Here is a 3,943-nt window from a genome sequence, read left to right as displayed (position 1 = left end):
TCGGATTTTCCTGGAAATTGGGATAAATCAATAACCCACACCTTCAGGTGTGGGAATCAAACGCAAACAGAAAAGGAAATACGCCGTTCATGATGTTACTAAAAAAAAGATGTGTATAATGGACAGCTTAACAAGGGATTTTTATTACTGCGAAACTTGAGTTAAATTCATCAATTTGGCAAGTTGAGTTACTTTATTAGGGTTAATCTTTTTTCAAACTTGACACCGAATCACCAATAAATATTTATCAATCATAAAAAAACAGGGAGGATAAAATGCGGTTTAAAATATTTTCTTTTGAAAACGGAGCAAAAATTCCAGGAAAATTTGCGTTCTGTATTCCCTCAGAAGAAGGTCATATTTCTTTAGGAGAGAATATAAATCCTCATCTCGGTTGGGACAATATTCCAAAAGGGACGAAATCATTGGCAATTATCTGTCACGATCCTGATGTTCCTTCGGTTGGTGACGATGTGAATCAGGAAGGAAAAACAGTATCCAAAGATCTACCTCGAGTTGATTTTTATCATTGGATTCTAATCGATATTCCAACCTCAATCATTGAAATTCCTGAAGGAGCAATGTCTGAGGGAGTTATCACGAAAGGAAAAGAACCGGGGAACACCAAATATGGAATTGACGGGATCAATAATTACACTGACTGGTTTGCCGGAGATAAAGAGATGGCAGGAAATTATGGTGGTTATGACGGTCCGTGTCCACCCTGGAATGACGAAATTATCCATCATTATGTTTTTACAGTTTATGCTTTAGATGTTGAAACTCTCGGATTAAAAGGAATTTTCGGAGGTCCGGAAGTTCTGAAAGCAATGAAAGGTCACATCCTCGAAAAAGCAGAATGGATTGGAACTTATACTTTGAATCCGGAGTTGATGTAAAGATTTAAACTTTCAATCTTCTTTTATATCTTGCTCGAATTTCCAAAAAAAACTGCTCATAAGTTCCATTCATAAAATCCGGGAAAGCAGAATCTGAAGGAATAAATTTCCCTTTCCGATAGAATAAAGTCGGATCAGCATAAATTCCATTAGTAAGATAGATTTTTTGAGCATTATATTTTGCGGAAGCGAGTACAACTTTATCATAATCGAGATAACCGGGATCGAGATTTACTTTTCTTTTCCCTGAAATGGCGAGTTTATCTTCGATTTTATTACACTCGATTTTAATTTGAGCGAGAATTCCCGGATCAATTAATTTCTCAAAAGATAAAAAAATCCGATAGATCGGTTTTCCCATTTCGGATTCGTAATAATTTGTTATCTCAAAAGGAAAAGATTTACTTTTATAGTCGATACTTCCAAATTTTTGGATAAGAATTTCTTCTGCTTTTTTCAGCAAATTTTCATCTGAATACAATATTCCGCAAAATAATTTAACGGGAAGCGGTTTGTGTGGTTTCATATTTCTTCAACTTTCCGAAGCTCCTCCTGAAAAAATTCTTTCCAATAAGAATTGAAAAGTTTATGTTTTTTTCAGGTGAGATTTTGATTGATTTTTCTCTTTTTTTCTAAAAGTAAAGACTGTGCCTGCTCGATCAATTCAGGAGTAATTCCGTAAATCTTATTAATAGATGAAATATAATTTTCAGAAATTTTCTTCTTTTCTTTTCCTTTTAGAGATGTGATCCTGAAATAGTCATTGTGAACATACATCATCTTTCCATCTTGAATCTGATTCAGGCAAATTCCATTCATTGTTCCTTTGAAAAAAGAAGCTTCCCAGTATTTTTGAAACTCATCATCTGAAACTGGTTTATCCTCAAAACAATATCTCCATTTTTTATAAATTCCATCAAAAGAATAAACATGATATAATTCGTCTAAATCATCATAAACTAATTCTATCGTACTTACCTGCGTTTGAACGATATTCGATCCGTATATCAATTGTACGGGTTCGGACAGCAGATAACCAGGATCGACCAGAAATTTATTATCTTTCAAAACTACGATCAGGGCGCAATGTTCGTTTGGTCTGTTGAGCATGTCAGCAGTTATGGGATAACATTTAAAACCGTTCGAAGTTAAAATTGTTTGCAGAAAAAAAGTCAGAGAAAAACAGGTTCCACCCAATCTATTTCGGATATGATCTTCTATTATTTCTTCCGGTAAGCGAATTCTATCTTCGAATTTCTGATGTTTATTGAATTTGATGATCTTGCTGATGTTTTCATAAGGAATTTTAGAAAAATGGAGTAAAATTTCTTTCAGAAAAATAATTTCCGGTTTTTGAGAAGTCAGATTAAAATGAGATAGAAAAAGTTTAGAACTGTTTCTATCAGCTAATATGATTTGCCTTTGAATAATATTTTCCATAATATCCCATATTTGAACTTAGATCAATTTTAATATTTCTCCAGGTAATTTTCTATTTCCCATTTCGAGACCTGGATGCTGTATTCATTCCATTCTTTTTTCTTTGCCTGAATGTATTTCTCAAAAGTGTGTTTTCCCAGAGTTTCCTTGATCACTTTATCTTTCTTTAGTTCCTGCAGACTTTCATATAAAGAATGCGGGATCATCTCCACTCCGATTTCTTTTAATTTTTCATCGCTGAAATGATAAATATCCTCTTCAAGAGAGTCCGGCGGAGTCAAGTTTTTCTTAATTCCTTCCAAACCTGCTTTCAGCATAACGGCAAAAGCGAGGTAAATATTACAACTCGGATCAGCACTCCTGATTTCGACTCTTGTTGACTGCGGATTTCCTTTAAACGAACTGGGAACGCGGATGAGAGCTGATCTGTTCGTCCTTCCCCAGCAAATATAAACCGGTGCTTCGTAACCGGGAACAAGTCTTTTGTAGGAATTTACCGTCGGTGAAAGAACTGCGGACATTCCCTTGATATGAGCCAATTGTCCGGCTACATAATTATAAGCAGATTGGGAAAGTTTGTATTTGTCATTTTTATCATAAAAAGCATTTTCACGGGATTTCTGATAATAAAGACTTTGATGGACATGCATTCCTGAACCATTTTCATGAGCGAGAGGTTTGGGCATAAAAGTAGCATGAAGATTGTTTTTCTGGGCGATCGCTTTCACGACAAAACGCATTGTCGTGGCATTATCTGCCGTTTTCAGGGCTTCTCCGTATTTGAAGGAAATCTCGTGCTGACCGATAGCAACTTCGTGATGGGAAGTCTCTATCTCAATCCCGAATGCTTCGAGAGCAACGCTCATTTCCCGTCTGATATTGTAGGCTTCGTCTGTCGAAAGATCAAAATAACCGCCTTTGTCGTGTGGTAATGGTGTCAATCCATTATCGGTCTTAAAAAGGAAAAATTCCAATTCGGGACCGGTATTGAAGACAAATCCAAGATCTGCTGTTTCTTTGATAACTTTTTTCAGGATATATCGAGGATCACCTTCAAAAGGATTTCCATCCGGATTATAAATATCACAGATAAAGCGTGCTGTGCTTCCATATTCGGAATGCAGCCAGGGAATAACAGCATAAGTCGAAATATCCGGTTTCAGGTACATATCGCTTTCGCAAATCCGGGAAAATCCCTCGATCGAGGAACCATCGAACCAGACTCCGTTTCTAAAAGCATCCGGCAGTTGTTTTACGGGAATAGTCAGACTTTTTACGATTCCGTAAAGGTCGGTGAATTGCAGTTGGATAAAATTTACCATATCGGTTTTTATTTGTTCCAGGATTTTGTTCGTGTCCATTGTGTTTCCTTTACCTTTTTTTCAAACTTACCAAATTATCAAAAAATGACAAGTTTTTTTAAATCTCTTTTCTTTAAAACGAAACAAAGAGTCAAGAGGAAATTTTGTTCTTTTTAAATTTTGAGTCCACTCTAAAAAGGCAATAATTTGGAATATGTATGAAATTTTGCCCGAAATTTGGAAACTGATGAATCAGTTAATGACCTCTATCTTCTTATTAACCACCAACTTAAGTTGGTGGTT

At 35.7% G+C, this 3,943-nt stretch carries 4 protein-coding genes; 1 reads left to right on the top strand and 3 read right to left on the bottom strand.

Translation table 11 applies throughout. The features are described from left to right. The first annotated feature begins 275 nt into the window (after positions 1-275). Positions 276-899, top strand: a complete 624-nt coding sequence (locus tag ENL20_01410) for a YbhB/YbcL family Raf kinase inhibitor-like protein (protein ID HHE37215.1) — start codon at positions 276-278, stop codon at positions 897-899. Between the two features lie 4 nt (positions 900-903). Here the strand turns inward: ENL20_01410 and ENL20_01405 are convergent, their stop codons facing one another. From ENL20_01405 to glnA, 3 genes are all read right to left on the bottom strand, one after another. Continuing rightward, positions 904-1,425 (bottom strand): DUF4416 family protein, encoded by a 522-nt coding sequence (locus ENL20_01405; protein HHE37214.1) that lies wholly within the window; start codon positions 1,423-1,425, stop codon positions 904-906. Between the two features lie 71 nt (positions 1,426-1,496). Then, a complete protein-coding gene (locus ENL20_01400; GenBank protein ID HHE37213.1) occupies positions 1,497-2,339 on the bottom strand; it encodes a hypothetical protein in 843 nt (280 codons plus the stop codon). 29 nt (positions 2,340-2,368) lie between these two features. After that, the gene (glnA, locus tag ENL20_01395; GenBank protein ID HHE37212.1) at positions 2,369-3,700 is read right to left on the bottom strand and encodes a type I glutamate--ammonia ligase; all 1,332 of its coding nucleotides are present in this window, start codon (positions 3,698-3,700) and stop codon (positions 2,369-2,371) included. Between the last annotated feature and the right edge of the window lie 243 nt (positions 3,701-3,943).

It is taken from the genome of Candidatus Cloacimonadota bacterium, from assembly GCA_011372345.1.
In the GTDB taxonomy this organism is placed as follows: Bacteria; Cloacimonadota; Cloacimonadia; order Cloacimonadales; family TCS61; genus DRTC01.
This window is presented reverse-complemented; position numbering and strand designations above follow the sequence as displayed.